The sequence below is a fragment of the Pseudodonghicola sp. genome (assembly GCF_048268305.1).
Taxonomy (GTDB): domain Bacteria; phylum Pseudomonadota; class Alphaproteobacteria; order Rhodobacterales; family Rhodobacteraceae; genus Pseudodonghicola.
In genome coordinates, this window is the sequence record NZ_JBLWVT010000004.1 from 292313 (window position 1) to 315398 (window position 23086).

The 23086-nt window shown below is 65.2% G+C and carries 19 protein-coding genes and 1 riboswitch; of the genes, 16 read left to right on the forward strand and 3 right to left on the reverse strand.

Annotated features, from left to right (window positions below):
* Window positions 1-8: 8 nt before the first annotated feature.
* Window positions 9-1877, reverse strand: coding sequence for an ABC transporter substrate-binding protein (locus ACN0V4_RS09550; RefSeq protein ID WP_417675694.1), 1869 nt, complete (start codon window positions 1875-1877; stop codon window positions 9-11).
* 61 nt (window positions 1878-1938) lie between these two features.
* Complete coding sequence (locus ACN0V4_RS09555; RefSeq protein WP_417675405.1) at window positions 1939-3708, reverse strand: dipeptide ABC transporter ATP-binding protein; 1770 nt, start codon at window positions 3706-3708, stop codon at window positions 1939-1941.
* 212 nt (window positions 3709-3920) lie between these two features.
* On the opposite strand from ACN0V4_RS09555, the gene ACN0V4_RS09560 reads away from it, so the two are divergent.
* The 4 genes from ACN0V4_RS09560 to ileS all read left to right on the forward strand — a co-directional run bounded on the left by ACN0V4_RS09560 (window position 3921) and on the right by ileS (window position 10243).
* On the forward strand, window positions 3921-4406 hold the full coding sequence (locus ACN0V4_RS09560) for a class I SAM-dependent methyltransferase (protein WP_417675407.1): 486 nt from the start codon (window positions 3921-3923) through the stop codon (window positions 4404-4406).
* Window positions 4407-4583: 177 nt separating this feature from the next.
* The gene (locus ACN0V4_RS09565; RefSeq protein WP_417675696.1) at window positions 4584-5984 is read left to right on the forward strand and encodes a bifunctional enoyl-CoA hydratase/phosphate acetyltransferase; all 1401 of its coding nucleotides are present in this window, start codon (window positions 4584-4586) and stop codon (window positions 5982-5984) included.
* The gene (locus ACN0V4_RS09570) at window positions 5981-7123 is read left to right on the forward strand and encodes an acetate/propionate family kinase (protein WP_417675409.1); all 1143 of its coding nucleotides are present in this window, start codon (window positions 5981-5983) and stop codon (window positions 7121-7123) included. Before ACN0V4_RS09565 ends, ACN0V4_RS09570 begins: the two co-directional genes overlap by 4 nt.
* Before the next feature lie 186 nt (window positions 7124-7309).
* Entirely contained in the window at window positions 7310-10243 is a 2934-nt protein-coding gene (gene ileS, locus ACN0V4_RS09575) for an isoleucine--tRNA ligase (protein WP_417675411.1), read from the forward strand.
* Window positions 10244-10459: 216 nt separating this feature from the next.
* Here the strand turns inward: ileS and ACN0V4_RS09580 are convergent, their stop codons facing one another.
* On the reverse strand, window positions 10460-11326 hold the full coding sequence (locus tag ACN0V4_RS09580) for a hypothetical protein (protein WP_417675413.1): 867 nt from the start codon (window positions 11324-11326) through the stop codon (window positions 10460-10462).
* Window positions 11327-11477: 151 nt separating this feature from the next.
* Between ACN0V4_RS09580 and miaB the strand changes: the two genes are divergently transcribed.
* The 12 genes from miaB (at window position 11478) to aroA (ending at window position 23085) form a co-directional block, all read left to right on the forward strand.
* Entirely contained in the window at window positions 11478-12800 is a 1323-nt protein-coding gene (gene miaB, locus ACN0V4_RS09585; protein WP_417675415.1) for a tRNA (N6-isopentenyl adenosine(37)-C2)-methylthiotransferase MiaB, read from the forward strand.
* A 292-nt stretch (window positions 12801-13092) separates the two neighbouring features.
* Window positions 13093-13422, forward strand: a complete 330-nt coding sequence (locus ACN0V4_RS09590) for a hypothetical protein (RefSeq protein ID WP_417675417.1) — start codon at window positions 13093-13095, stop codon at window positions 13420-13422.
* Window positions 13423-13757: 335 nt separating this feature from the next.
* Window positions 13758-14336, forward strand: coding sequence for an OmpA family protein (locus ACN0V4_RS09595; protein ID WP_417675419.1), 579 nt, complete (start codon window positions 13758-13760; stop codon window positions 14334-14336).
* 9 nt (window positions 14337-14345) lie between these two features.
* Window positions 14346-14642, forward strand: coding sequence for a hypothetical protein (locus ACN0V4_RS09600; protein ID WP_417675421.1), 297 nt, complete (start codon window positions 14346-14348; stop codon window positions 14640-14642).
* 144 nt (window positions 14643-14786) lie between these two features.
* Complete coding sequence (locus tag ACN0V4_RS09605) at window positions 14787-15797, forward strand: PhoH family protein (protein ID WP_417675423.1); 1011 nt, start codon at window positions 14787-14789, stop codon at window positions 15795-15797.
* Window positions 15798-15907: 110 nt separating this feature from the next.
* Window positions 15908-16420 (forward strand): rRNA maturation RNase YbeY, encoded by a 513-nt coding sequence (gene ybeY, locus ACN0V4_RS09610; protein WP_417675425.1) that lies wholly within the window; start codon window positions 15908-15910, stop codon window positions 16418-16420.
* Window positions 16421-16441: 21 nt separating this feature from the next.
* On the forward strand, window positions 16442-17338 hold the full coding sequence (locus ACN0V4_RS09615) for a hemolysin family protein (RefSeq protein WP_417675427.1): 897 nt from the start codon (window positions 16442-16444) through the stop codon (window positions 17336-17338).
* Complete coding sequence (lnt, locus tag ACN0V4_RS09620; RefSeq protein ID WP_417675429.1) at window positions 17335-18834, forward strand: apolipoprotein N-acyltransferase; 1500 nt, start codon at window positions 17335-17337, stop codon at window positions 18832-18834. The genes ACN0V4_RS09615 and lnt overlap by 4 nt, the downstream gene beginning before the upstream one ends.
* A gap of 40 nt (window positions 18835-18874) precedes the next feature.
* A riboswitch (SAM-SAH riboswitch) is annotated at window positions 18875-18924 on the forward strand.
* 6 nt (window positions 18925-18930) lie between these two features.
* Window positions 18931-20112 (forward strand): methionine adenosyltransferase, encoded by a 1182-nt coding sequence (gene metK, locus ACN0V4_RS09625; RefSeq protein ID WP_417675431.1) that lies wholly within the window; start codon window positions 18931-18933, stop codon window positions 20110-20112.
* Between the two features lie 138 nt (window positions 20113-20250).
* Window positions 20251-20892, forward strand: coding sequence for a hypothetical protein (locus ACN0V4_RS09630; protein ID WP_417675433.1), 642 nt, complete (start codon window positions 20251-20253; stop codon window positions 20890-20892).
* A 66-nt stretch (window positions 20893-20958) separates the two neighbouring features.
* Window positions 20959-21666 (forward strand): tRNA (guanosine(46)-N7)-methyltransferase TrmB, encoded by a 708-nt coding sequence (gene trmB, locus ACN0V4_RS09635; RefSeq protein WP_417675435.1) that lies wholly within the window; start codon window positions 20959-20961, stop codon window positions 21664-21666.
* 72 nt (window positions 21667-21738) lie between these two features.
* Entirely contained in the window at window positions 21739-23085 is a 1347-nt protein-coding gene (aroA, locus tag ACN0V4_RS09640; RefSeq protein ID WP_417675437.1) for a 3-phosphoshikimate 1-carboxyvinyltransferase, read from the forward strand.
* Window position 23086: the final 1 nt, after the last annotated feature.

Below are 23086 nucleotides of genomic sequence, written 5' to 3' on the forward strand. Positions count from 1 at the left end.
GGGTCCGATCAGCCGTCATCGGCAAAGAAGAATTCGTCGGGTCGGTGAATGCCGAAATGCGCGCCCGGATCCCAGGCCCAGAGCGCCTTTTCCGGCACGTTGCGCAGCCTCTTGTTGACAACGATGGGCTGTGGCGCCTCGGCGAGGATGCCGATGCCATAGATTTGATCGGCGTGGATCTTCAGCATCTCGCGCCAGGCCGTGCTGCGGGTGGCGTCATCCTCGGCCATGTCCCATTGCTCGCCCAGCTCCATCAGCCTTTGGGCCGGCGCCATGTCGGGCGGCTCACCGGCGGTGCCGCCGGTCTGATAGAATTGCCCCCATTTCGGCCAGGCCAGGAAATCCTGCTGGCGCGGCACCACGAAGTCGGGCGCAGTATAGGCCTGGGGGATGCCATTGTCCCAGCCGAACCAGACCGAGCACATGGTGCTGCCGGCATAGACCCGGTTGCGCAGGATGTCGCGGTCGAGCGGGCGCATCACCAGCTTGACCCCGATCTCGCGCCAGGTGTCGGTGATGATCTGCAGCGCGTTCTCGACCTCCTGTCGCTCACCGGCGGTTTCGATCACCAGCTCCATCCGCCGCCCGTCGGGCAGCTTGCGGATGCCGTCCCGGTCGCGCTGATCCAGCCCAGCCTCGTCCAGCAGCGCATTGGCCCCGGTCGGATCATAGCTGGCCCAGGCCTCGCGGTTGGCCTCGTCGAAGAAGGGGCTCTGCGGCAGCACCGCCATCGCGCCCGGCTTGGCCAGCCGGAAATAGAGCGCCTGGTTGATGGTGTTGCGGTCGATCCCGAGCGACAGCGCCCGCCGCACCCGCACGTCGCGCAGCACCGCGCGCCAGACACCGTCGTTATAGTTCAGGTTGGGATATATCGCGATCTGCGAGGCGACCCCGGTGGGCCAGAGCAGCGTGCGATAGTTGCCGCCGTCGGTCTCGCCCTTGCGCAGGATCGAGATGTCGCGGAAATCGAGGCCGCGGCCCTGCAGATCGGTCTCGCCGGCATTGGCCTTGGCGGCGACCAGGCCGGGGGCGACGATCTCCATCTCGACCACGTCGATATAGGGCAGTTGCACCCCATTGGTATCGATCCGGTGGAAATAGGGGTTGCGCACGAAGATCTGGCGAATCTTCTTGCCGTCGGTCGCATTGACCCAAGGCTGCAGGGTCGGCAGTTCGCTGTTGTCGAACTGATACATGTTGTCGAGCTTGTTGTGCAGCGCCGCCCAGCTTTTCACCCGGGCGTCATCGACCTCTTCCGCGAGGGTCGCAGGGTCGGCGTATTTCTCGTGAAACTGCTTGAGAAAATGCGCCGGGCGGAAGATGAACGGCGGTCGCGCCAGCGCCAGAGTCTCGATGAACCGCGGGTTCGGCCGGTTCCATTCGAAGATCACCGTCACCTCGTCGGGGAAGCTGACGCGGGGCAGTTCCCCGCCCGGGCGCAGGAAGTCCGGCGGTCCCGAGGGGCTGAGCTGGGTGTTGTTGGCGACATCGTTCCACCAATAGTCGAAATCGGCCGAGGTGAAGGGATGGCCGTCGGACCATTTGTGCCCCGGCCGCAGCCGCAGGGTGAACTTGCGGTTGGCCTCGACCTCGTAGCTTTCGAGAATATCGGCCTTGAGCTGATAGGCCTCGTCGAAGCCGACCAGCCGGGCATAGCCATAGACCACCATCTGCCGCAGATCCTTGCTGCGGGTCACCATGGTGCGCAGCGTGCCCCCCTGGGTGCCGAGACGGCGGCCCTTGGCCTCGAGATCGACGACCAGCGGCACCTTGGGCAGCCGGTCCTGCACCGGCGGCAGGCCGCCGGACGAGACTTCCGCCTGCCAGAAGAGGGTTTCCTGCAGCGGCGGGACAGCCAGGGCGGCCAGCGGGATCATCACGCCGGCCAGCGCGACGGAGCACCGCAGAAAGGCGCGGCGGGATCGGTCAAAGGGGCGGTCAGACATGGCAACGTACCTTATGGCCGGGTTCGAAGTCGATAAGCGACGGTATCACGCTGGGGGAAAAACGGAAGGCTTCCGGCCAGCTTTCCGGCGATCCCGCACCCAACGCCACCAGTTTGAGGTTGATCGGCCGGTCGATGTCGGCCAGCGGCTGGGCCGCGATCAGCGCCTTGGTATAGGGGTGCTGGGGATTGTGGAACAACACCTCGGGCGGCGCCTGTTCGACGATCAGCCCCTGCCGCATCACCGCCACCTCGTCGGCGATGCGGGCGACCACGGCCAGATCGTGGCTGATGAACAGATAGCTCAGGTTCATGCGGTCGCGGATATCCTCGAGCAGGCTGAGGATCTGTTCCTGCACGCTGACATCAAGCGCCGAGGTCGGTTCGTCGCAGACGATCAGCGAGGGGTCGAGCATCATCGCCCGCGCGATCGACAGCCGCTGTCGCTGCCCGCCCGAGAAGGCATGCGGGAACCGTTGCAGCATATCCGAATTCAGCCCCACCTGCCGCAGCATCTCGATCGCGCGATCGCGGCGTTCGGCGCCGGTGCCGATATGGTGGATCTCAAGCGGTTCGGTCAGGGCGTCGATCACCCGCATCCGCGGGCTGAGCGAGGAATAGGGATCCTGGAACACCATTTGCGCCTGACGCTGGAAGGCGGTGCGCTGCGCCCTGGTCATGTCGTGAACGGCGATCGGCTCGCCGTGAACGGGCCGGAACCAGACCGCGCCGCCGGGATCGGGCGGTTCTGCCCCCAGCGCGATCCGCGCCGCCGTGGTCTTGCCCGAGCCGCTTTCGCCGACGATCGCCAGCGTCTTGCCGCGCGGCAGGCGCAGGTCGATGCCGCGGCAGGCCTGCACCTGGATACTGGGCCGCCAGGCCGAACCGGAACGCAGGCTGTAGGTCTTGGAGACCGCATCCATCTCGAGGATCAGATCGTGGTCCTCGGTCTGCGGCGGGCAGGCGATCTGGGCGGGGATCGAGGGGGCGGCGTCGAACAATTGGCGCGTATAGGGATGGGCGGGGGATTTCAGCAGCGGCGCCGCGGCGCCGGATTCCATCACCCGGCCGCGGTGCATCACCACCACTTGTTCGGCCATATTGGCGACCACGCCCAGATCGTGGGTCACCAGGATCAGCCCCATGCCGGTTTCCTGCTGCAGATCCTTGATCAGCCCCAGCACTTGCGCCTGTGTCGTCACGTCGAGCGCTGTGGTGGGCTCATCGGCGATCAGCAGGTCGGGTTTGGCCACCATCGCCATGGCGATCATCGCCCGCTGCCGCATGCCGCCCGACAGTTCGAACGGATAGGAACGATAGGCGCGGTCGGGGTCGGGAAAGCCGACCCGCTCGAAAGTTTCCATCACCGTCTTGCGGGCCTGCGCCTCGCTGGCGCCACGATGCAGCCAGAGAACCTCGCTCACCTGATTGCCGATCCGGTGCAGCGGCGAGAGCGATCGCATCGGCTCCTGAAAGATCATCGCCACCTGATTGCCGCGCACGTCGCGCATCCGCCGTTCGCTCAGCGTGGTCAGATCGGTGGTCTGGCCGCTGCAACTCAGCAAGATATGGCCGCTGCGGATCTGCGCGTTGCGCGGCAGGATCCGCAGCACCGCGCGGCAGGTCACCGTCTTGCCCGAGCCGGATTCGCCCACCAGCGCCAGCGTCTCCCCGGGATTGAGGCTGAAGCTGACATTCTGCACCACCGGTTCGAAGGTGCCGAAGCCGATGCTCAGGTTTTCGACAGACAGAAGCGGGGTCATTCAGGCCCGCCCCTGCCGCCGCAGATGGTGCGAATTCAAGGTCATATTCCCAACCGGTGTTTCGATCACACCATCGCGTGTCAGCGGCTCCCTAGTCAAATCCCAATTGGCCCCGCCGCGCGAGGGGCGGGGGGATTTGTCCGCAAGCCGGCTACACATTGCGCGGGGGATTTGGCATGAGTGTGACACAGCCGCAGGCATAGGAGCCCAGCATGAGCAGATTGGATCTTTTCATCGACCGGATGGTGTCGCAGCGCGCCTGTCTGGATTTCGCCATCGCGCAAACAGCGGCGATGCCGGGGCCGGTGTTCGAACTGGGGCTGGGCAACGGCCGCACCTATCACCACCTGCGTGAGAAGATCGAGGGCCGCGATATCTATGTCTTTGAGCGCGCCATCGCCTCGCATCCCGATTCGACCCCGACCGAGGAATTCGCCCTGCTCGGCGACGTGGTGGAGACTCTGCCCGCCGCGCTGGAGCGTTTCGGCCCGACCGCCAGCCTGATCCATGCCGATTTGGGCGGTCACAACCGTGCCAAGAACGACGCCTTCGCGCGCCTGGTGTCGCCGCTGATCGAACCCTTGCTGGCCGCGGGCGGGCTGATGGTCTCGTCCGACCGGATGTATTTCGACGGGCTGCGGGAGCTGCCGCTGCCCGAAGGCGCGGTCGAAGGGCGTTGTTTCATCTACCAGAAGTGACCCCAACGGGGCGATGGCTGGCTGCCGGCATCGCCCATTCCCTTGCCGCGCTCCCGATTGATCTTCGCTGCGACGCAGCGCCCCCCTTGCCGTATGGAGACCGACCGGATTTAACTAATCTGTCACCCTCTGGCCTTAGCCCGGGGGGAGCCAATACAGGAGGATCGGGTCTTGACCATGCCGCCCATTCAGAACGTGCCATTCGATCAGCTCAAGATCGGCATGGAGGCGGCACACAGCCGCACCCTACGTCCCGAGGATTTGTTCATCTATGCCAGCAGCTCGGGCAACATGAACCCGATGCACCTGCCGGATGAGGATGGCGATGGCGATGGCCAGCCCGAGGCCGTCGCGCCGGGCATGTGGGTGGCCTCGCTGATCTCGGCGGTGCTGGGCTGCGAACTGCCGGGACCGGGTACGCTCTATCAATCCCAGACGTTGCGCTTCGTCGGCCGGGCCCATGCCGGCGACGAGCTGACCGTGAAGGTCCGGCTGACCGACAAGGGCCCCGACCGGTTGGTCAGCTTCGACACCTGGGTCGAAAAGGCCGATGGCAGCCGCGTGTTGGAGGGCGAGGCGCAGGTGATCGCCCCGGAGCGGTCGATGACCTTCCGCCCCGAGGAGATGCCGGGGCTGACCCTGCAGCGCCATGTTCATTTCGACCGGCTGCTGGCCGAGGCCGAACCGCTGAAGGCGGTGCCCACCGCCGTGGTCGCCCCCGAGAAGGGCGAGGCGCTGGCCGGTGCCATCCTCGCCGCCCAGCATACGCTGATCGAACCGGTGCTGGTCGGCCATGCCGTCCGCATCGCCGAGGCGGCGGCCGAGAAGGGGATCGACCTGTCACCCTATCGGCTGGTCGATATCCGCGACCACGCCCTTGCCGCGCAGGAGGCGGTGCGCATGGTCCACGCCCGCGAGGTGGCGGCGATCATGAAGGGCGATCTGCACACCGACGTGCTGCTGCACGAGATCGTCAAGCGCGACGGCGGGTTGCGCAGGGGGGGACGACGGCTCAGCCATGTCTTCGTGATGGATGTGCCCGGGCTCGACCATCTGCTGATGGTGACCGATGCGGCGATCAACATCGCCCCCGATCTGGCCGCCAAGGCCGATATCATCCAGAACGCCATCGACCTGGCCCATGCGCTGGGGATCAAGCAGCCGAAGGTCGGCGTATTGTCGGCGGTGGAGGTGGTGAACCCCGCCATCCCCTCGACGCTCGACGCGGCCGTGCTGTCGAAGATGGCCGAACGCGGCCAGATCACCGGCGGGCTGGTCGACGGGCCGCTGGCGATGGACAATGCCGTCAATATCGCCGCCGCGGCGACCAAGGGCATTCAGTCGCTGGTCGCGGGCCGGGCCGATATCCTGGCGGTTCCGAACCTCGAATCCGGCAACATGCTGGCCAAGGAGCTGACCTTCCTCGCCCATGCCGAGGCCGGTGGGGTGGTGATGGGCGCCAAATGCCCGATCATCCTGACCAGCCGGGCCGATGACGATAAAGCGCGGTTGGTCTCCTGCGCGGTGGCCCTGCTGGCCGCCCATGACGCGGGTCTGATGCAGGGAGCAGGGGCATGAGCGCGATCCTGACGCTGAACGCGGGCAGCTCCTCGCTGAAATTCGGGCTCTACCATCTGTCGGAGGAGCCCGAGCTATTGCTCAAGGGCCAGGTCGAGAACCTCGGGCCGCTTGCCCGGCTGAAGGTCAAGGGCGGTGAAACCCGCGAGATCGGCCCGGCCGATCACGCCGTCGCGCTGCATGAGATCCTGCAGGCCATCGAACCGGTGCTGGACGGGCGCGTGGTGCTGGGGGTCGGTCACCGCGTCGTTCACGGCGGCATGAACTTCGGCGAACCCGAGGTGCTGACCGAACCGGTGCTGGCCAAGCTGCGCACGCTGGAGCCCTTGGCGCCGCTGCACCAGCCGCACAACCTGGCGGCGGTCTATGCGGCGCAGAAGGAATTCCCCGAATCGGTGCAGATCGGCTGTTTCGACACCGCCTTTCACCGCCATCATCCCTTTGTGAACGACACCTATGCGCTGCCCTACAAATATTACGAACAGGGGGTGCGGCGGTATGGCTTCCACGGGATCAGCTATGACTATATCACCTCCTGCCTGCGGCGTGACTGGCCCGAGCTTTACAAGGGCCGGGTGGTGGTGGCGCATCTGGGCAACGGCGCCTCGATGTGCGCCATCAAGGCCGGCCAGAGCGTCAGTTCGACCATGGGGTTCTCGGCGCTCGACGGTCTGCCGATGGGCAGCCGCTGCGGCCAGATCGACCCCGGCGTGCTGCTCTATTTCATGGCGCAGGGCATGGATGCGAACGCGATTTCCGACATGCTCTACAACGATAGCGGGCTGAAGGGCCTGTCGGGCATCAGCCATGACATGCGCACGCTGCTGGACAGCGATGATCCCCATGCGGCGCAGGCGATCGACTATTACGTCTTCCGGATCAAGCGCGAGCTGGGGGCGCTGGCGACGGTGATGGGCGGGCTCGACGGGGTGGTCTTCTGTGGCGGCATCGGTGAACATGCCGCTCCGATCCGCGCCCGCGTGGTGGGAGAGATGGAATTCATGGGGCTCAAGCTTGACGCCGCGGCGAATGACGCGGGCGAAACCCGTATCGGCACCGGCCCGGTCGAGGTGCTGGTGATCCCCACGGATGAGGAGCGGGTGATCGCCCGATCGGTTGCCGATGCGCTGCTGGCCTGACGCGGGCCTCTCTTTACCCGGTCGCCGGGCGCGCCTATAAGGCCCGCATGAGCCTTTCGCGCGTCATTATTATTCGAATTACTGTCCCGGCGCTCTGATTCAGACGAGCCGCCGGGCAAAGGTGCTTGAGATTTCGCGCCGACCACAGAAATTCCCCGACCAGATCACGACGAAGGACGCCGCCCCATGTGCGCCGAAACCCCCGACTACAAAGACACGCTGAACCTGCCCGAAACCGACTTCCCGATGCGCGCGGGCCTGCCCAAGCGCGAGCCCGAATGGCTGGCCCGCTGGGAGAAGATGGATATCTATGGCCGCCTGCGCGACAAGGCCATCCAGGCCGAGGGCACGGTCGAGGCGCGGAGCCCCTTCACCCTGCATGACGGCCCTCCCTATGCCAACGGTCACCTGCACATCGGCCACGCGCTGAACAAGACCATCAAGGACATGATCGTCCGGTCGCATCAGATGATGGGGCATGAGAGCCGCTATGTCCCCGGCTGGGACTGCCACGGCCTGCCGATCGAATGGAAGATCGAGGAGCAGTATCGCGCCAAGGGCAAGGACAAGGACGACGTCCCGGTCATCGACTTCCGTCAGGAATGCCGCAAGTTCGCCGAGGGCTGGGTCGATATCCAGCGCGAGGAGTTCAAACGGCTGGGCATCAACGGCAATTGGGACAATCCCTATCTGACGATGGATTTCCATGCCGAGCGGGTGATCGCCGAGGAATTCATGAAATTCCTGATGAACGGCACGCTCTATCAGGGCTCGAAACCGGTGATGTGGTCGCCGGTCGAGGAAACCGCCCTGGCCGAGGCCGAGGTCGAATATCACGACAAGGAAAGCTTTACCGTCTGGGTGAAGTTCAAGGTGGCCGAACCCGCGACCAGCGCGCTCGCCGGTGCTTACGTGGTGATCTGGACCACCACCCCCTGGACGCTTCCGTCGAACAAGGCCGTCGTCTTTGGCGAGGACATCGCCTATGGCCTCTATGAGGTCACCGGCACGCCAGCGGAAAGCTGGGCCAAGGTCGGCGACAAATACATCCTGGCCGACAAGCTGGCCGCCGATGTGATGGCCCGGGCGCGGCTGGATGACACCATGTACACCCGTCTGCGCGATGTGCCGGTGTCCGAACTCGAGGGGCTGACGCTGACCCACCCGCTGGCCGGCGTCGAAGGCTCCGATGGCGAATGGGACGACCCGCGCGATTTCCGCGCGGCCCCCTTCGTCACCGATACCGAAGGCACTGGTTTCGTCCATTGCGCGCCGAGCCACGGGATGGAGGAATTCGAACTCTATCGCGATCTCGGCATGCTCGATCAGGTCATCACCTATAACGTGATGGAAGACGGCTCGCTGCGCGCCGACATGCCCTTCTTCGGCGGTACCCATATCCTCAAGCCGAACGGCAAGGAGGGCGACGCCAACAAGACCATCATCGACAAGCTGGCCGAGGTCGGCGGTCTGTTGGCACGCGGCAAGATCAAGCACTCCTATCCGCATAGCTGGCGGTCGAAGGCGCCGGTGATCTATCGCAACACGCCGCAATGGTTCGCCGCCATCGACCGCGAGATCGGCGATGGTCAGGATACCTATGGCAAGACCATCCGCAGCCGCGCGCTGACCTCGATCGACGAGCTGGTGAAATTCACCCCCCAGAGCGGGCGCAACCGGCTCTATTCGATGATCGAAAGCCGGCCCGACTGGGTGCTGTCGCGGCAACGCGCCTGGGGCGTGCCGCTGACCTGCTTCGTCAAGAAGGGCGCGCTGCCGACCGATCCCGACTTCCTGCTGCGCGATCCTGCCGTGAACGCCCGCGTCGCCGAGGCTTTCGAGACGGAAGGCGCCGATGCCTGGTACAAGGACGGCGCCAAGGAACGTTTCCTGGGCAATGACTACGACGCCGAGGCCTATGATCAGGTCTTCGACGTGCTCGACGTCTGGTTCGACTCCGGGTCGACCCATGCCTTCGTGCTGCGCGACCGCGCCGATGGCACCGTCGACGGCATCGCCGATGTCTATATGGAGGGCACCGACCAGCACCGCGGCTGGTTCCACTCCTCGCTTCTGCAGGCCTGCGGCACCATCGGCCGCGCGCCTTACCGCAACGTGGTCACCCATGGCTTCACGCTGGACGAGAAGGGCAACAAGATGTCCAAGTCGCTCGGCAATACCATCGTGCCGGAAGAGGTGATCAAGCAATATGGCGCCGATATCCTGCGGCTCTGGGTGGCGCAGACCGACTATTCCGCCGACCAGCGGATCGGGCCCGAGATCCTGAAGGGTACGGCTGACAGCTATCGCCGGCTGCGCAATACCATGCGCTTCATGCTGGGCTCGCTCGGCGATTTCGCCGAGGCCGACCGGGTGGCGCCCTCCGAGATGCCGGAACTCGACCGCTGGGTGCTGCACCGTCTGGCCGAACTCGACAAGCAGGTGCGCGATGGCTACGCCGCCTTCGACTTCCAGTCGGTGTTCCAGTCGGTCTTCACCTTCGCGACCGTCGAACTCAGCGCCTTCTACTTCGACATCCGCAAGGACGCGCTCTATTGCGACGGCGACACCGCGCGCCGCCGTGCCGCGCTGACGGTGCTCGACGCGCTGTTCCACCGGCTCACCACCTGGTTGGCGCCGATCCTGGTCTTCACCATGGAAGAGGTCTGGCTGGAACGCTTCCCCGGCGACGACAGCTCGGTCCATCTGGTCGACTTCCCGGAAACCCCGGAGGAATGGTTCGATGCGGATCTGGCGGCGAAATGGGCCGGCATCCGCAGGGTGCGCCGGGTGGTTACCGCCGCGTTGGAAATCCAGCGATCTGAGAAGGTCATCGGCGCCAGCCTCGAGGCGGCTCCGGTCGTTCATGTCGAGGATGCGGGCCTGTTGGCGGCGCTGAAATCGGTCGATTTCGCCGATATCTGCATCACCTCCGACCTGACGCTCACCGGTGATCCGGAACCGCAGGAGGCCTTCCGCCTGCCCGAGGTCGAAGGCGTCGGCGTGGTCTTCGAGAAGGCCGATGGCGAGAAATGCCAGCGCTGCTGGAAGATCCTGCCCGATGTCGGCCATCACAGCCACCCGGGCGTCTGCGCCCGCTGCGACACGGCGCTGGGCTGAGACCCTTCCGCGCGCCCCTGACGGGGCGCGCGAGCGGCGCTGCCCGCTCCGGCCTGGGGGTCTTCACCCCGAAGACTTTCGACAAAGAAAACGCGGGCGCGCCGCGATGCGCGCCTGCTGCCGGCCTTTTTCTAGCTGAAAATATCCCGGGGAGGGCGCGCCCCGCGCGCGCCCCGGGGCAGAGCCGCGTCCGCGCTCAGGCCCGGGGGCGCCGGCTCAGAACCATTGCCCCGGTTCCATCAGCCCCAGATCCATCAGTTGCCGAGAATGCCACTCGAAGGGGGTGGAATTGTGCCAACGGAAGGTCGGGATGTCATAGGTCGACCCCGGATTGGTCTTCAGCGCCTTGGCGGTGCGGAAGGAACAGATCGCGGCGGTCAGATTGTGGTGCCAGGGGCAGGAATAGGTGTTGTATTCCTGATCGTTGAACGTGTGATCGGGCAGCAGCCGCAGCCCCGGCGCGGCGCGGAACAGCGCGATGCGGTCGATCTTGCGGCTGGTCTTCGGGATATGCTCCTCATAGCGCCAGCGCAGCCCACCGAAGAAATCGAGCTGCCTTTCGCGGGGATGGTCGGTGGCCGGATCGGGGCGGGCGAGGGCGTAATAGCCCGAGCGATCCAGATGCGCGCGCTCTAGCGACACGGCGTCGGGGCTGGCGCCCAGGTCGTCGGCATAGAGGTCGATCACATAGGTGAGCATGGCGTCGCGGCGTTCCTCGGTATGGAAAGCCAGCATCTCGCCCACCGTGCGGTTCTCGGAGAAGGGGTAGAACAGGTATTCGGCGTTATAGCAGTAATAGAGCCATATTCCCGGTGCCGCGTCGATCACCCGGTTGACGGTATCGAAAACCCGTTCGGGAAAGCTGCTGTCACAGCCGACGCGGTGCACCGCCTGGTCCAGCTCGGCCCCGAGGGCGAAACTGTCCGGCATCAGCGCCACCACCGAGGCGAAGCCGCATTGCAGGTGGTGGTGCAGGGTGGTGTCGATCTCCACCTCGTCCTCGATAAAGATCAGGGCCACCGGCCCCTTCGCCAGGGCCGCCTTGCCGCGGTCCAGAAACTCATCCAGCGATGCGTATTTCATGCTCGCTCCTACCCGTCTTCTGCTGTCTGTGTCGCCGCGCGCCAGCCTTGCTGGCATTTTGCGGCAGACTCGGGTATTCGGGCCGACATTGCAAGCCGCCCGGCCTATCCCTAAAACGGCCGCGCCCCGACCTGTTGCGAGACCCAGACCGATGACCGCGCCCAAGAAACTCTTCATCAAGACCTATGGCTGCCAGATGAATGTCTATGACAGCGAGCGGATGGCCGAGGCGCTGGGCGGGCAGGGCTATGTCGAGACCCAGTCCCCCGAGGATGCCGACATGATCCTGCTGAACACCTGTCACATCCGCGAGAGGGCGGCGGAGAAGGTCTATTCCGAACTGGGGCGTTTCAAGGGGCTGAAGGAGGCCAATCCGGATCTGAAGATCGGCGTCGCCGGCTGCGTCGCCCAGGCCGAGGGCGAGGAGATCATGCGCCGTCAGCCGCTGGTCGATCTGGTGGTGGGGCCGCAGTCCTATCATCGCCTTCCCGAGATGGAGGCGAAGACGCGCGCGGGGCAAAAGGCGCTCGATACCGATTTTCCGGAAGAGGACAAGTTCGAGAAACTGAAAGCGCGGCCCAAGGCCAAGCGCGGCCCCACGGCCTTTCTGACCGTGCAGGAGGGTTGCGACAAGTTCTGCGCCTTCTGCGTGGTGCCCTATACGCGGGGCGCCGAGGTGTCGCGCCCGGCCGACCGCATCCTGACCGAGGCGCGCGATCTGGTCGAGCGCGGCGTGCGCGAGATCACGCTGCTGGGCCAGAACGTCAACGCCTATCACGGCGCCGGCCCCGATGGCGACTGGTCGCTGGCGCGGCTGATCTGGGCCTTGAACGATGTCGATGGGCTGGAGCGGATCCGCTTCACCACCTCTCATCCCAACGACATGGCCGAGGATCTGATCGAGGCGCATGCCGATTGCCCCAAGTTGATGCCCTATCTGCACCTGCCGGTGCAATCGGGCAGCGACCGCATCCTCAAGCGGATGAATCGCTCGCATACCGCCGAAAGCTATCTCAAGCTGATCGAGCGGCTGCGCGCCGCGCGGCCCGATCTGCACATGTCTGGCGATTTCATCGTCGGCTTCCCGGAGGAGACCGAGGCGGATTTCCAGGACACGCTGGCGCTGGTCGAGGCGGTGCAATACGGCTCTGCCTTCTCGTTCAAATATTCCACCCGCCCCGGCACCCCGGCGGCGGAACGGCCGCAGGTCGATGAGGCCGAGAAGGACGACCGGCTGCAGCGGCTGCAGGCGCTGCTGACCCGACAGCAGCGGGCATTGCAGGATGCCATGGTCGGGCGCGAGGTCGGCGTGCTGTTTGAAAAGGCGGGGCGGATGGCCGGGCAGATGGTGGGCAAGTCCGATTATCTGCATGCGGTCCATGTGGACAGTGACGCCGTCGTCCCGGGGGATCTGGCGCGGGTGCGGATCCTGGCCTCCGGCCCCAATTCCCTGGCTGGAGAGCTGTTGCGCTGAATGCTGTCCTGCGGTGTCGGGCTGGTCCTTGGCTCCGGGACGGGGGCAGGTCGATTCGATGCGATCGGAGGCGCTGGCGGTGGAATCGGCGCGACCTTTGTGTCACTCTATGGCGATGTCTGGTCGATGTGTCGGAATTGTTTCGACTTTTATTCTAATTCGGCGTGAAAATTTGCCTGCGCCTTTGCTTGGTCTATGATGTCCACAAGCCTTCGACCGATCTCAACAGGCAGTTGGACAAGAGTGCGGCGGAGCAGCAACGCAAACGACTTCCTGATTTCGGAGTAATTGAATGAAACGAGTGATGATCGCCGCTGCCCTGTTGGGCGCCCTCGCCTCGCAAGCCGCTGCTGAAGCGTACAAGCTGACCGCTGACGGCAATACGCTGGTCGTGAGCTGCTTTCGTGGTCCCTGGAAGGACGTGATCTGGGATCGCCCGAACGCGAACTTCATCGATAGCCTGATCGACTTCGGCTATGACTATCCGACCGCCCAGGCGATTGGCCAACGTATCTGCCGCGACGAGCGTCTTGTCGACAACCTGGAAGGCATGAAGCAGGAGATGATTCGTATTTATTACGAGTCGCCGCAATATCACGGCAAGACCCGCAAGCTGCGCTGATCTTCTCGGGCGGGCGCAGGGCGGCCCTGGCCGTGCGGGCTGCCGCGCGCCAGTGGCGTGATGCTTGTCCCGAAAATTTGCACGACAGTTGAACGGCCGCTTCCCGGTGAAGCGGCCGTATTGCATTGCGCCACGGGATCGCGAAAAAGCGATCTCTGTTGTGGATAAGCTTCGCTTGTCCATGGTGGAGCATGGATATTGAGCCACAATATATGGTGGTTTTTGCTTCACAAGTATCACGTTTTTACCTAATCTTGGCGCAGTCGCGTCGAGGTCGATCCCGGTTCTCGAAACGCGCGCGTGATTTTTTGGGGATCTCTAGGGTGATTATATCAATGGTGATCAATTTTTCGGCCAGGCGCGTGATCGCGGCGCTGGCCACGGCAGTTGCGCTGGCGCTTGCCTTCGCGACCATGGCGCAGGCCCAGAGCCAGTCGCAGACCCCCAAGATGGTGGGCGAGAAATATGTCCCGACCATCTGGGTCGACCCGGATGGCTGCGAACATTGGGTGATGGACGATGGCGCCGAAGGCTACATGTCCCCGCATGTGCGGCGAGACGGCAGCCCGGTCTGTCGCCGTGGCAATCTCTGCGGCTCGCTGCCGGCGGACCAGTTCTTTGCCACCGACAAATATGCGATCAATTCGGCCGGTCAGGCGCGCCTGCGGGAATTCTTCCGCGATGCCCGCGCCCGCGGCTATATCATCACCGGCCATACCGACAGCCGTGCCTCCGATGCCTATAACATGCGGCTGTCGCTGAACCGGGCCAATGCGGTGGCCCGCGTCGCCCGCAGCACCGGCGCCAATGTGGTCGAGGTGCGCGGCTATGGCGAACGCGACCCCCGGGTGCCGAACACCAGCGCCGCCAATATGGCGCAGAACCGTCGCGTCGAAATCATCTGCGTGCAGTGAGGAGAGAGCATGAAACTGGTTAAATCCCTCGCCCTGCTCGCAACCTTCGGCGCGCTTGCCGCCTGTGAGGCCACCGACAAGACCCACGATCGCAACATGTTCGATCACAAGGATCTGAGCCAGCTTAAAGCCGGCATCTGGGTCGATCCCGAAGGCTGCCAGCACTGGATCATCGACGACGGCGTCGAAGGGTATATGGATCTGCGCCGCACCCCGGACGGCAAACCGGTCTGTTCGGACGAGTTCCCGAAGAACACCGCCTCCGGCCCCTTCAAGGCAGGTTCCTGGGTGCCCGATACCATCTGATTGCGGCCTTTGCCCGCAGTCATGGCCGCCCTTTCCGGGGGCGGCCTTTTTCGTGCCAATTCGCTGAAAATCTGTTCCCCCCGCTTGCGCAGGGGACACGATCTTGGCAGGCTGATCTTACACGCCTGACACGAGGAGAGCGGATTGGCCATTGGCGCCCTGACCCCACCGCAAGCCGACACGGCACCCCAGCGCGAGGTGCTGATCGAATTTCCTGACAACCGCCTGCTGATCGACCTCTGCGGTGAACACGACCGTAACTTGGCCGAGATCGAGCGATTGCTCTCCATCCAGATCGTCCGCCGCGGCAATCTTCTGGCCATCCTGGGCGACGAGGCTGCCCAGACCGAGGCGGCGCGGGTGCTGCAGGCGCTTTACGACCGGCTCGAAACCGGCCGGGCGCTGGAGCAGGGCGATATCAAGCGCGAAATCCGCATGGGCGGGTCCGAGGACGACACCGGTATCCGCGACGGCGACCAGCTCGAGATGTTCAAGGGCGGCATGCTTGAGATCAAGACCCGCAAGAAACCGGTGGAGCCGCGCACCCAGGCGCAGAAATCCTATGTCCAGGCGCTGTTCGAATACGAGCTTGCCTTCGGCATCGGCCCGGCGGGCACCGGCAAGACCTATCTCGCCGTCGCGGTCGGCGTCAGCATGTTCATCAACGGGCTGGTCGACCGGATCATCCTGTCGCGCCCGGCGGTCGAGGCGGGCGAAAAGCTCGGCTATCTGCCCGGCGACATGAAGGAAAAGGTCGATCCCTACATGCAGCCGCTCTATGACGCGCTGAACGACTTCCTGCCGGGCAAGCAGCTCGCCAAGCTGATGGAGGAGAAGCGGATCGAGATCGCGCCGCTCGCCTTCATGCGCGGCCGCACCCTGTCGAATGCCTTCATCGTGCTCGACGAGGCGCAGAACGCCACCACCATGCAGATGAAGATGTTCCTCACCCGGCTCGGCGAGGGGTCGCGCATGGTGATCACCGGCGACCGCAGCCAGGTCGACCTGCCGCGCGGCGTGCCCTCGGGGCTGGCGGATGCGGAACGGCTGCTCGGCACCGTGCCGGGGATCAGCTTCAGCTATTTCACCGCCGACGACGTGGTGCGCCACCCGCTGGTCGCCGCCATCATCAAGGCCTATGAGGCCGACGTCTGACGTTTGGCGGATCCGGTGCTTTCTTCTCTGTCCAAATACTCCGGGGGTGAATTGGCCGCAGGCCAAGAGGGGGCTGGCCCCCTCCCGCCGGCTGGCTTAAAGCCGGCGTCATGACGATTGATCTGACCATGGAAGACCCCGCCTGGGAGGCGCTCGATCTCGAGCCGCTGGCGGATCGCGCGGCCGCTGCCACGCTTCTCTACCTCGGGCTCGACCCGGAGGTCTGCGAGATCGCGATTCTCGCCTGTGACGATGCCCGCATCGCCACGCTGAACGCCGAATTCCGCGACAAGCCGACCCCGACCAACGTGCTGAGCTGGCCGGCGGAGGAGCTGGCGGCCGAGGAGCCGGGCGGCGCGCCCGACCTGCCGGAGCCCGATTTCACCGGCGAGATCGCGCTTGGCGATATCGCCATCGCCTATGGCACCTGCGCGCGCGAGGCCGCGGAACAGGGCAAGAGCCTGGCCGATCACGCGACCCACCTGATCGTCCACGGCATTCTCCACCTTCTCGGCTACGATCACATCCGTGACCCGGATGCCACTTTGATGGAGGGTCTGGAGATCGAAATACTTGGCAGAATGGGTCTCGATAACCCATATAATGCCCCTGACGGGCCCTAGGGCTCTTTTCGGATAGGACCAATGGGCGACGACGAGTCTTCTAACGCGGCGCAGAGCGCGCTTCAGGACAACGACACAACCACCGAACATGGCGAGAGGCCGGGTTTTCTCGGGCGTATTCTCGAAGCTTTCTCGGGCGGGGAAGAGGCCACGGCAGAGCCGGTCTCGGGCGATCAGCCCGTAGCCCATCACCGGCCGCACGGGATGATCAACCTGCGCCGGATGCGGGTCGAGGATGTGGCGATTCCCACCGCCGAGATCGTGGCGGTTCCCAGCACCATCTCGATGGAGGATCTGGTGAATGTCTTCCGCGAAAGCGGCATGACCCGGATCCCGGTCTATGAGGGCACGCTCGACACGCCGCTGGGCTTCGTCCACCTCAAGGATCTGGCGCTGACCCATGGGTTCAACGGCGATCACGAGGCCGAATTCGATCTGAAATCCATGCTGCGGCCGCTGCTGTTCGTGCCGCCCTCGATGCCGATCGGGGTGCTGTTGCAGAAGATGCAGTCGGAACGCCGCCACATGGCGCTGGTGATCGACGAATACGGTGGTGTCGACGGCTTGCTGACCATCGAGGATCTGATCGAACAGGTGGTCGGCGAGATCGAGGACGAGCACGACACCGACGAAGACAAGCTGTGGGTGAAGGAAAAGCCGGGCGTCTATATCGCCCAGGCCCGCGCGCCGCTGGAGGATTTCGAGGCCGAGATCGGCCGGTCGCTCACCAGTCACGAGGATGTCGACGAGGAAGAGATCGACACGCTCGGCGGGCTGGTCTTCATGCTCTCGGGCCGGGTGCCGGCGCGGGGCGAAGTGGTGGTGCATCCCGACGGGCCGGAGTTCGAGGTGATCGACGCCGATCCGCGTCGGATCAAGCGGCTGCGGGTGCGGCTGCCGGATATCGCCGCGGAATGACGGCGCTGGCAGATCGGCCGCTCTGGGCGCGCCTGGCGCTCGCCGCGCTCCTGGGCGCGCTCGGCGCGCTGGGTCTGGCGCCCTTCGGGCTCTGGCCCCTGGCGCTTCTCGCCCTGGCGGCGCTGCCGGCGCTGTTCCTTGCCGCGACCACGCCGCGGGCGGCGGCGCTGACCGGCTGGGCCTTCGCCACCGGCTGGTTCGCCAATGCGCTGGTCTGGATCATTGATCCCTTCCTGGTCGAACCCGAGGTCTATGGCTGGATGGCTCCCTTCGCGCTGGTCTTCATGGCCGGCGGGCTGGCGCTGTTCTGGGGGCTGGCCTTCTGGGTCGCCTTTCGGGCGGCGCGGCGGCCGGGCCTGCGGATCGCGGCGCTGATCGTGGCGCTGTCGCTGGCGGAATTCGGCCGCGCCTATCTGCTGACCGGCTTCCCCTGGGCGGCGCTCGCCCAGATCTGGGTCGATACACCGGTGGCGCAGCTTCTGGCCTGGATCGGTCCGCATGGTCTGGCGCTGCTGACGCTTCTGGCCGCCATCTGCCCGGGCTTCGCCCTGATCATGCGGCGCGGCCGGCTGCTGTCGCTCATGCCGCTGGCGGCGCTGGGGCTTTGCGTCCTGGCCTTCGCGCGGCTGCCCGAGCCGGCGCTGACCGATCACATGGTGCGGGTGGTCCAGCCCAACGCCCGGCAGGACCAGAAGTGGGATCCGCAGCTGATGCAGGTCTTCTTCCATCGCCAGATCGACTATACCGCCGCCGGAGAGCCTCCCGATCTGGTGGTCTGGCCGGAAAGCGCCTTGCCGGTCTGGCTGAGCCAGGCCGGGCCGAGCTTGAGCCGCATCACCGAGGCGGCCCGCGGCGCCGATGTGGTGCTGGGCGTGCTGCGTTACGAGGGGGACCGGGTCTTCAACTCGATGGTCCATCTCGATGGCGACGGGCAGATCGCCGGCCTTTACGACAAATATCACCTGGTGCCCTTTGGCGAATATATGCCGCTTGGCGATCTGGCGGCGCGGATCGGCTTCTTCGGCCTCGCCGCACAGGCGGGGCAGGGCTACAGCCCGGGCCCGGGGGCCGAATTGATGAGCCTGGGCGATTTCGGCCCGGCGGTGCCGCTGATCTGCTACGAGGCGGTGTTTCCCCAGGACGTGAACGCGGCCCCTGGTCGGGCGCGGCTGTTGCTGCAAATCACCAATGACGCCTGGTTCGGCACCTGGTCGGGCCCCTATCAGCATCTGGCGCAGGCGCGGATGCGGGCGATCGAACAGGGGCTGCCGATGGTGCGGGCGGCCAATACCGGCATCTCGGCGGTGATCGGCCCGCGTGGCCGCATCCTGGCCTCGATCCCGCTGGGGCAGGCCGGCTATGCCGATGCCAAGCTGCCCGAACCGCTGCCGCCCACGGTCTACGCGCGCACCGGCGACTGGCCGGTGTTTCTGTTGCTGCTGGCGGCGGCGATCGGGGTCGCGGGGGTGCAAAGACGCCGGGGACACCCTAAATAGCGATTGACCGGTCAGCCCCTCGGGCGTAACCGGGTTTGAAGGTTCGTCACAACGGCTTCCTGGCGTGGCGGATGTAACATGAATGGAGCACTTCTCATGACCCGCAAGAATTACACCTTCACCTCCGAATCTGTTTCGGAGGGCCACCCCGATAAGGTCTGCGATCGGATTTCCGACGCTGTCCTCGATGCCTTTCTGACCGAGGAACCCGAAGCGCGTGTGGCCTGCGAAACCTTCGCGACCTCCGGCATGGTCGTGATCGGTGGCGAGGTGGGGCTGAACGATGAAGATCTGCTTAAGAAATACATGGGCAGCATCGGCCAGATCGCTCGCGACTGCATCAAGGACATCGGTTACGAGCAGGAGAAGTTCCACTGGAACACCTGTCACGTGCTGAACTTCCTGCATGAGCAGTCGGCGCATATCGCCCAGGGCGTCAATGCCGCCGAGAACAAGGATGAAGGTGCCGGCGACCAGGGCATCATGTTCGGCTATGCCACCGACGAGACGTCGGCGCTGATGCCGGCGCCGATCCAGTACAGCCATGCGATCCTGCGCCGTCTCGCCGAGGTCCGCAAATCCGGCGTCGAGCCGACCCTGCGCCCCGACGCCAAAAGCCAGCTTTCGGTTGTCTACGAGGATGGCAAGCCGGTCCGCGTCAGCTCGATCGTGCTGTCGACCCAGCACGAGAGCGAAAGCCAGACCAGCGACGACATCCGCCAGATCGTGGAGCCCTATATCCGCGAGGTTCTGCCCGATGGCTGGATCACCGAGGAAACCGAATGGTGGGTCAACCCGACCGGCACCTTCGTGATCGGCGGGCCTGACGGCGACGCTGGCCTGACCGGCCGCAAGATCATCGTCGACACCTATGGCGGTGCCGCGCCGCACGGCGGCGGCGCCTTCTCGGGCAAGGATCCGACCAAGGTCGACCGTTCGGCCGCCTATGCCGCACGCTATCTGGCGAAGAACGTGGTGGCGTCCGGGCTGGCCAAGCGCTGCACGCTGCAGCTCTCCTATGCGATCGGCGTCAGCAAGCCGCTGTCGATCTACATCGACACCCACGGCACTGGCGAAGTGCCGGACGAGGTGATCGAAAAGGCGGTTGGCGGCGTGATGGACCTGTCGCCGCGCGGCATCCGTCAGCACCTGCAACTGAACAAGCCGATCTATCAGCGCACCTCCGCATATGGCCACTTCGGCCGCGAGCCCGATGCCGATGGCGGCTTCAGCTGGGAAAAGACCGATCTGGTCGAGGCGCTGAAGAAGGCGGTCTGAGCCTTCGCACTCGGATGAAATCTGCCGAAGGCGGGCCCCCGGGCCCGCCTTTTTGCATGGCGGGCTCGGCGGCCATGGACAGCCCGGGTCGCGCTGCCTAGACAGGCAGGAAAGATCAGGTCCGAGGGGAGAGCGCCCATGTTCCGCGCCGCAATCGCCATGCTGCTGATGGGGCTGCCGCTGGCCGCCATGGCGCAGGAGGATGACCCCGGGCTGGCCAAGTTCAGCATTGATGGCGTCACCCTGATCTATGACACCGAAACCACGGTGGAAGGGGACGAGGCCGAGATCACCTATGAGGATATCGACCGGCTGCGGGCGCTTTTGCGCGAGAATGAGGGCATCAAGGTGCTGGAGTTGAACAGCACAGGTGGCGGCGTTTTCGCCAGTGAGGAAATGGCGCGCATCGTCATCGACTTCGGCCTCGATACCGTGGTCTCGGGCGCCTGTGTCAGCTCCTGCGTCAATGTCTTTTTGGCCGGCAAGTCGCGGCGGATGATGTTGGGATCGAAGATCGGCTTTCATCGGCGAAGCTGGTCCCCCGCGGCTGTGAAGGACTATTACGAGGCGCAGCGCGAGACCTACGGCTGGGCGACGCCCTATGACTTCGCCTCCTGGATTTACGAGGACACCCAGGCCGAGACCTACAAGCATCTCGCCTATATGCTGTCGCGCGGGGTGGACCCCACCTTTGCCATCCGCACCAAATCGGTGCCCAATGATGACGAATGGTATCCGTCGCGGCTGGAACTGTTCCAGGCCGGGGTGCTGACCGAGTGAAACCGGTGCGCGAAGGGGTGTTCCGGCCTGTTGCCCCGACTCGACAAGCGGGGTAAATGCGCGGCCATGAGCACAAGCACCCCTGAACGCCCCTTTCGCAACTTCTACGGTCGGGTCCATGGCAAGACCCTGAAGAAGAACCAGAAGGTCTATCTGGACGAGGATCTGGGCCCGTTGTCGCCCGGGCCGGTCACCTGGGAAGAAAACCCCGAACGCAGCCCGCTGGATCTCGACGCGCGGTTCGGCGGCAAGCCGGTCTGGCTTGAGATCGGCTTCGGCGGCGGCGAACATATGGTGCATCAGGCGGTGCAGAACCCCGATGTCGCCATCATCGGGGCGGAGCCCTTCATCAACGTCGTTGCCATGTTGCTGGGCAAGATTCGCAAGGCCGGGGCCGATAACATCGCCGTCCACCCGGGCGACGCCCGCGATCTGATGGACGTGCTGCCCGATCAGTCGATCAGCCGGGCCTTCCTGCTTTATCCCGATCCCTGGCCGAAGAAACGGCACCATCGCCGCCGCTTCGTCACGCAGGAACACCTTGAGCCGCTGGCCCGGGTGCTGAAGCCTGGCGCGATCTTTCGGGTGGCGACGGATATCCCCGATTACGTCCGCCAGGCGCTGGAGGAGGTGCCGAAAGCCGGGTTCGAATGGCTGGCCGAACGTCCCGCCGACTGGCGCGAGCCCTGGGATGACTGGCTCTCCACCCGATACGAACAGAAGGCGCTGCGAGAAGGCCGCACTCCGCATTACCTGACCTTCCGCCGGCGCTGAGGCGATGGACCTCTGCCGCCGCTTGGGATACCCAAGCGGGCGAGAGATGCGCCCAGCAAGGAAGGCCCGCAAATGTCCGGACATGGCACCCCGATCCCGATGACCTCCCGCACCGGCGGGGCGCTTGCCGGCGTGGCCGAGGTGCCGGGCGACAAGTCGATTTCGCATCGGGCGTTGATCCTGGGCGCCATGGCCGTGGGAGAGACCACGATCACCGGCCTCTTGGAGGGCGAGGATGTGCTCGACACCGCCAAGGCAATGCGCGCCTTCGGGGCCGAGGTGACGCGGGATGATGATGGCACCTGGCATGTCCACGGTGTCGGTGTCGGCGGCTTCGCCGAACCGGATCAGGTGATCGACTGCGGCAACTCGGGCACCGGGGTGCGGCTGATCATGGGGGCGATGGCGACCTGCCCGATCACCGCCACCTTCACCGGCGACGCCAGCCTCAACAAGCGGCCGATGGCGCGGGTGACCGATCCCCTGGCGCTGTTCGGGGCGCAGGCGATCGGGCGGTCTGGTGGCCGGCTGCCGATGACCATCGTGGGCGCCGCCGATCCGGTGCCGGTCACTTACGCCGTGCCGGTGCCCTCGGCCCAGGTGAAATCCGCCGTGCTGCTGGCCGGGCTGAACGCGCCGGGCCAGACCGTGGTGATCGAAAAGGAAGCCACCCGCGATCATACCGAACGGATGCTGGCGGGTTTCGGCGCCACGGTCACGACGGAAGAGACCAACGAGGGCCGGGTGATCACCCTGACCGGCCAGCCCGAGCTGACGCCGCAGGCGATCGCGGTGCCGCGGGACCCCTCCAGCGCCGCCTTCCCGGTCTGCGCCGCGCTGATCGTGCCGGGCTCCGACGTGCTGGTCCCCGGCATCGGGTTGAACCCGACGCGTGCCGGGCTTTTCACTACGCTGCGCGAGATGGGGGCGGATCTGACCTATGAGAACGAGCGCGAAGAGGGCGGCGAGCCGGTCGCCGATCTGCGCGCGCGCTATTCGCCCGAGATGAAGGGCATTCTGGTGCCGGCCCATCGCGCCGCCAGCATGATTGACGAATACCCGATCCTCTGCGCCGTGGCCGCCAATGCCACCGGCAAGACTATGATGGAGGGGGTCAAGGAACTGCGGGTCAAGGAATCCGACCGCATCGCCGCGATGGCCGATGGTCTGCGCGCCTGTGGCGTGACGGTCGCGGATGGCGACGACTGGATGGAAGTGACCGGCATGGGGCCGGGCAAGGTGCCGGGCGGCGCCACTTGCGCCAGCCATCTGGACCACCGCATCGCCATGTCCTTCCTGGTGCTGGGCATGTCCACGCTCGCCCCGGTCAGCGTCGACGACGGCAGCCCCATCGCCACCTCTTTCCCGATCTTCGAGCCCTTGATGACGGCGCTGGGGGCGAAGGTCGAGCGGACCTGAG

Bases quoted from the DNA above. Each gene is read 5' to 3' on its own strand.
- ACN0V4_RS09580 (WP_417675413.1), bottom strand. From the start codon at position 11,326: ATGAAATACGCATCGCTGGATGAGTTTCTGGACCGCGGCAAGGCGGCC.
- ACN0V4_RS09560 (WP_417675407.1), top strand. From the start codon at position 3,921: ATGAGCAGATTGGATCTTTTCATCGACCGGATGGTGTCGCAGCGCGCC.
- miaB (WP_417675415.1), top strand. From the start codon at position 11,478: ATGACCGCGCCCAAGAAACTCTTCATCAAGACCTATGGCTGCCAGATG.
- metK (WP_417675431.1), top strand. From the start codon at position 18,931: ATGACCCGCAAGAATTACACCTTCACCTCCGAATCTGTTTCGGAGGGC.
- ACN0V4_RS09630 (WP_417675433.1), top strand. From the start codon at position 20,251: ATGTTCCGCGCCGCAATCGCCATGCTGCTGATGGGGCTGCCGCTGGCC.
- aroA (WP_417675437.1), top strand. From the start codon at position 21,739: ATGTCCGGACATGGCACCCCGATCCCGATGACCTCCCGCACCGGCGGG.
- ACN0V4_RS09615 (WP_417675427.1), top strand. From the start codon at position 16,442: ATGGGCGACGACGAGTCTTCTAACGCGGCGCAGAGCGCGCTTCAGGAC.
- ACN0V4_RS09565 (WP_417675696.1), top strand. From the start codon at position 4,584: ATGCCGCCCATTCAGAACGTGCCATTCGATCAGCTCAAGATCGGCATG.
- trmB (WP_417675435.1), top strand. From the start codon at position 20,959: ATGAGCACAAGCACCCCTGAACGCCCCTTTCGCAACTTCTACGGTCGG.
- ACN0V4_RS09595 (WP_417675419.1), top strand. From the start codon at position 13,758: ATGGTGATCAATTTTTCGGCCAGGCGCGTGATCGCGGCGCTGGCCACG.
- ACN0V4_RS09555 (WP_417675405.1), bottom strand. From the start codon at position 3,708: ATGACCCCGCTTCTGTCTGTCGAAAACCTGAGCATCGGCTTCGGCACC.
- ACN0V4_RS09570 (WP_417675409.1), top strand. From the start codon at position 5,981: ATGAGCGCGATCCTGACGCTGAACGCGGGCAGCTCCTCGCTGAAATTC.
- ybeY (WP_417675425.1), top strand. From the start codon at position 15,908: ATGACGATTGATCTGACCATGGAAGACCCCGCCTGGGAGGCGCTCGAT.
- lnt (WP_417675429.1), top strand. From the start codon at position 17,335: ATGACGGCGCTGGCAGATCGGCCGCTCTGGGCGCGCCTGGCGCTCGCC.
- ACN0V4_RS09550 (WP_417675694.1), bottom strand. From the start codon at position 1,877: ATGATCCCGCTGGCCGCCCTGGCTGTCCCGCCGCTGCAGGAAACCCTC.
- ACN0V4_RS09600 (WP_417675421.1), top strand. From the start codon at position 14,346: ATGAAACTGGTTAAATCCCTCGCCCTGCTCGCAACCTTCGGCGCGCTT.
- ileS (WP_417675411.1), top strand. From the start codon at position 7,310: ATGTGCGCCGAAACCCCCGACTACAAAGACACGCTGAACCTGCCCGAA.
- ACN0V4_RS09590 (WP_417675417.1), top strand. From the start codon at position 13,093: ATGAAACGAGTGATGATCGCCGCTGCCCTGTTGGGCGCCCTCGCCTCG.